The organism is Flavobacterium hungaricum, from assembly GCF_015182285.1.
Classification (GTDB): Bacteria; Bacteroidota; Bacteroidia; order Flavobacteriales; family Flavobacteriaceae; genus Flavobacterium; species Flavobacterium hungaricum.
In genome coordinates, this window is sequence record NZ_PRDM01000009.1 from 1 (window position 1) to 5252 (window position 5252).

General features: G+C 48.0%; 2 tRNA genes and 3 rRNA genes. All 5 read right to left on the reverse strand.

The features are described from left to right. Positions 1-17: 17 nt before the first annotated feature. Positions 18-127 (reverse strand): 5S ribosomal RNA (gene rrf, locus C4F50_RS25535). 154 nt (positions 128-281) lie between these two features. Then, positions 282-3162, reverse strand: a 23S ribosomal RNA gene (locus C4F50_RS25540). 137 nt (positions 3163-3299) lie between these two features. Continuing rightward, positions 3300-3373 (reverse strand) — tRNA-Ala (locus C4F50_RS25545). 158 nt (positions 3374-3531) lie between these two features. Further along, positions 3532-3605 (reverse strand) — tRNA-Ile (locus C4F50_RS25550). Positions 3606-3730: 125 nt separating this feature from the next. Then, positions 3731-5244, reverse strand: a 16S ribosomal RNA gene (locus C4F50_RS25555). Together the 16S, 23S and 5S rRNA genes with 2 tRNA genes alongside form the textbook arrangement of a ribosomal RNA operon. Positions 5245-5252: the final 8 nt, after the last annotated feature.

Here is a 5252-nt window from a genome sequence, read left to right on the forward strand (position 1 = left end):
AAACAGGGTTTTAAAAAGAAAGGCGACGACATACTCTCCCACATAACTGCAGTACCATCTGCGCAGGCGGGCTTAACTTCTCTGTTCGGGATGGGAAGAGGTGAGCCCCGCCGCAATAACCACCTTAAGAAGTTATAATTGCTTTGGGCAATCTGTTTTAATTAACAATTGATAATTGACAATTCATAATTAAAACCAATATCTTAACATACTGAGATAAAGAAATACAATAAATTTGGTTAGAAAGTTTCCTCCCGGGTCTTTGGACCCGGGAAAAGGGTGTACATAAGCTTACGGATTATTAGTACTACTCGACTATGACATTACTGCCTTTACATCTATAGCCTATCAACGTGGTCATCTTCCACGATCCTTAAAAGAAATCTCATCTTGTGGTGGGTTTCGCGCTTATATGCTTTCAGCGCTTATCCCTTCCCAACGTAGCTACTCTGCGGTGCCCCTGGCGGGACAACAGATACACCAGCGGTTAGTCCAATTCGGTCCTCTCGTACTAGAATCAGATCCACTCAAATTTCTAACGCCCGCAGTAGATAGAGACCGAACTGTCTCACGACGTTCTGAACCCAGCTCGCGTGCCACTTTAATGGGCGAACAGCCCAACCCTTGGGACCTTCTCCAGCCCCAGGATGTGACGAGCCGACATCGAGGTGCCAAACCCCCCCGTCGATATGAGCTCTTGGGGGAGATCAGCCTGTTATCCCCGGCGTACCTTTTATCCTTTGAGCGATGGCCCTTCCATGCGGAACCACCGGATCACTATGCTCTACTTTCGTACCTGATCGACCTGTATGTCTCTCAGTCAAGCTCCCTTATGCCATTGCACTCTACGCACGGTTACCAAGCGTACTGAGGGAACCTTTAGAAGCCTCCGTTACTCTTTTGGAGGCGACCACCCCAGTCAAACTACCCACCAAGCAATGTCCCCCACAATATGGGGTTAGGCCTCAGATAAACAAAGGGTTGTATTTCAACAATGACTCCACAACGCCTGGCGACGCCGCTTCATAGTCTCCAACCTATCCTACACATCATTTATCCAAGGTCAATACTAAGCTATAGTAAAGGTGCACAGGGTCTTTTCGTCCCACTGCGGGTAAACGGCATCTTCACCGTTACTACAATTTCACCGAGCTCATGGCTGAGACAGTGTCCAGATCGTTACACCATTCGTGCAGGTCGGAACTTACCCGACAAGGAATTTCGCTACCTTAGGACCGTTATAGTTACGGCCGCCGTTTACTGGGGCTTCAATTCAATGCTTCTCCGAAGATAACATCTCCTCTTAACCTTCCAGCACCGGGCAGGTGTCAGGCCCTATACTTCATCTTACGATTTTGCAGAGCCCTGTGTTTTTGATAAACAGTCGCCTGGACCTCTTCACTGCGGCCCCGATTGCTCGGGGCGACCTTTCTCCCGAAGTTACAGGTCTATTTTGCCTAATTCCTTAGCCATGAATCTCTCGAGCACCTTAGGATTCTCTCCTCAACTACCTGTGTCGGTTTACGGTACTGGTGCTTATTACCTGAAGTTTAGAGGTTTTTCTTGGAAGCCCTTAGGCGCACTATCTCTTTGTCCGAAGACTCCGAGTACTATCGTATTTCACCAAGCTCTACGGATTTGCCTGTAGAGCCTATAGTTAGGTACTTTAACGAACTATTCCGTCAGTTCGCGGCGCTTTCATCACTCCGTCACCCCATCACAGTAATAAGCAGTACGGGAATATTAACCCGTTGGCCATCGACTGTCCCTTTCGGGTTCGCCTTAGGTCCAGACTAACCCACAGCTGATTAGCATAGCTGTGGAAACCTTAGTTTTTCGGTGTGCGGGTTTCTCGCCCGCATTATCGTTACTTATGCCTACATTTTCTTTTCTGACCAGTCCAGCATCCCTTACGGAACACCTTCAGCCCTGTCAGAATGCTCCCCTACCACTTACAGTAAACTGTAAATCCATAGCTTCGGTAATATGTTTATGCCCGATTATTATCCATGCTCGTCCGCTCGACTAGTGAGCTGTTACGCACTCTTTAAATGAATGGCTGCTTCCAAGCCAACATCCTAGCTGTCTGGGCAGACAAACCTCGTTCTTTCAACTTAACATATATTTGGGGACCTTAGCTGATGGTCTGGGTTCTTTCCCTCTCGGACTTGGACCTTAGCACCCAAGCCCTCACTGTTATCAATCATTATACAGCATTCGGAGTTTGTCAGGAATTGGTAGGCGGTGAAGCCCCCGCATCCAATCAGTAGCTCTACCTCTGTATAACTAAAATAACGCTGCACCTAAATGCATTTCGGGGAGTACGAGCTATTTCCGAGTTTGATTGGCCTTTCACCCCTACCCACAGGTCATCCGAAGACTTTTCAACGTCAACCGGTTCGGTCCTCCACTGTGTGTTACCACAGCTTCAACCTGCCCATGGGTAGATCACACGGTTTCGCGTCTAACACTACTGACTAAAGCGCCCTATTCAGACTCGCTTTCGCTGCGGATCCATACCTGAAGTACTTATCCTTGCCAGCAGCGTTAACTCGTAGGCTCATTATGCAAAAGGCACGCCGTCACCCCACGAAAGGGCTCCGACCGCTTGTAAGCGTATGGTTTCAGGATCTATTTCACTCCGTTATTCACGGTTCTTTTCACCTTTCCCTCACGGTACTGGTTCACTATCGGTCTCTCAGGAGTATTTAGCCTTAGCGGATGGTCCCGCCAAATTCAGACAGGGTTTCACGTGCCCCGCCCTACTCAGGATACCACTATCTATTACACTTGTTGCCCATACGGGGCTTTCACCCTCTGCGGCGTCACTTTCCAGCAACTTCCGGTTCCTTGTGCATAAAATATCGTGGTCCTACAACCCCAGTCAGGCCGTAACAAGACTGGTTTGGGCTGTTCCGCGTTCGCTCGCCACTACTTACGGAATCACTTTTGTTTTCTTCTCCTCCGCCTACTTAGATGTTTCAGTTCAGCGGGTTTGCCCACCTATCGGTGTGTTATGTCTTCAACATAACGGGTTGCCCCATTCAGGTATCTGCGGATCAATCGGTGTGTGCCCGTCCCCGCAGCTTTTCGCAGCTTATCACGCCTTTCATCGCCTCTGAGAGCCTAGGCATCCCCCATACGCCCTTATTTTGCTTATTGTACCCAGTCATAAAATTAATTACGACCGTTTTTTTTTGTTCTTTACAATAAAATTGTAAAAAACGCTTTCTACTTTTATTATTTTCTTATCTCAATATGTCAATGAACTTTTATTTACTATGCTTATAGTAAACCAGTGGAGAATAACGGAGTCGAACCGTTGACCTCCTGCGTGCAAGGCAGGCGCTCTAGCCAGCTGAGCTAATCCCCCATTTTTAAATCTTAGATTTTAGAATTCAGATTTTAGATTACTGATTCTGATCTAATTTCCTTTGGTGAATCCCAGCTTCCAGAATTTCCTTTAAATCAAGCTTTTCAGTCTATTGTTTTAAATCTAAAATCTGAGATCTTAAATCTAAAGTCAAATAGTAGTCCCGGGCAGACTCGAACTGCCGACCCCTACATTATCAGTGTAGTACTCTAACCAGCTGAGCTACGAGACTCTGTTTTACTTAATTTTCATTTTTTTTCAAATTAACAGCAAGAGTAATACAGTCTTGGAATTCCAAAACATCAAATATCCATCTTATTTCCAAGGCGTGTCCGAAGACTAACACCAAGGCTCTAGAAAGGAGGTGTTCCAGCCGCACCTTCCGGTACGGCTACCTTGTTACGACTTAGCCCTAGTTACCAGTTTTACCCTAGGCAGCTCCTTGCGGTCACCGACTTCAGGCACCCCCAGCTTCCATGGCTTGACGGGCGGTGTGTACAAGGCCCGGGAACGTATTCACCGGATCATGGCTGATATCCGATTACTAGCGATTCCAGCTTCACGGAGTCGAGTTGCAGACTCCGATCCGAACTGTGACCGGCTTTATAGATTCGCTCCTGGTCACCCAGTGGCTGCTCTCTGTACCGGCCATTGTAGCACGTGTGTAGCCCAAGGCGTAAGGGCCGTGATGATTTGACGTCATCCCCACCTTCCTCACAGTTTGCACTGGCAGTCTTGTTAGAGTTCCCGACATCACTCGCTGGCAACTAACAACAGGGGTTGCGCTCGTTATAGGACTTAACCTGACACCTCACGGCACGAGCTGACGACAACCATGCAGCACCTTGTAAACTGTCTTGCGAAAGATCTGTTTCCAAATCGGTCAGTCTGCATTTAAGCCTTGGTAAGGTTCCTCGCGTATCATCGAATTAAACCACATGCTCCACCGCTTGTGCGGGCCCCCGTCAATTCCTTTGAGTTTCATTCTTGCGAACGTACTCCCCAGGTGGGATACTTATCACTTTCGCTTAGCCACTGAAGTTGCCCCCAACAGCTAGTATCCATCGTTTACGGCGTGGACTACCAGGGTATCTAATCCTGTTCGCTACCCACGCTTTCGTCCATCAGCGTCAATAAACCAGTAGTAACCTGCCTTCGCAATTGGTATTCCATGTAATCTCTAAGCATTTCACCGCTACACTACATATTCTAGTTACTTCCTGGTAATTCAAGTCCTGCAGTATCAATGGCCGTTCCATCGTTGAGCGATGGGCTTTCACCACTGACTTACAAGACCGCCTACGGACCCTTTAAACCCAATGATTCCGGATAACGCTTGGATCCTCCGTATTACCGCGGCTGCTGGCACGGAGTTAGCCGATCCTTATTCTTACGATACCGTCAAGCTCCTACACGTAGGAGTGTTTCTTCTCGTACAAAAGCAGTTTACAATCCATAGGACCGTCATCCTGCACGCGGCATGGCTGGTTCAGGCTTGCGCCCATTGACCAATATTCCTCACTGCTGCCTCCCGTAGGAGTCTGGTCCGTGTCTCAGTACCAGTGTGGGGGATCTCCCTCTCAGGACCCCTACCCATCGAAGTCTTGGTAAGCCGTTACCTTACCAACTAACTAATGGGACGCATGCTCATCTTTCACCGTTGTGACTTTAATAGTGCAACCATGCGGCTGTACTATACTATGAGGTATTAATCCAAATTTCTCTGGGCTATCCCTCTGTGAAAGGCAGATTGCATACGCGTTACGCACCCGTGCGCCGGTCTCTATATCCGAAGACATATACCCCTCGACTTGCATGTGTTAAGCCTGCCGCTAGCGTTCATCCTGAGCCAGGATCAAACTCTTCATCGTATATTTTT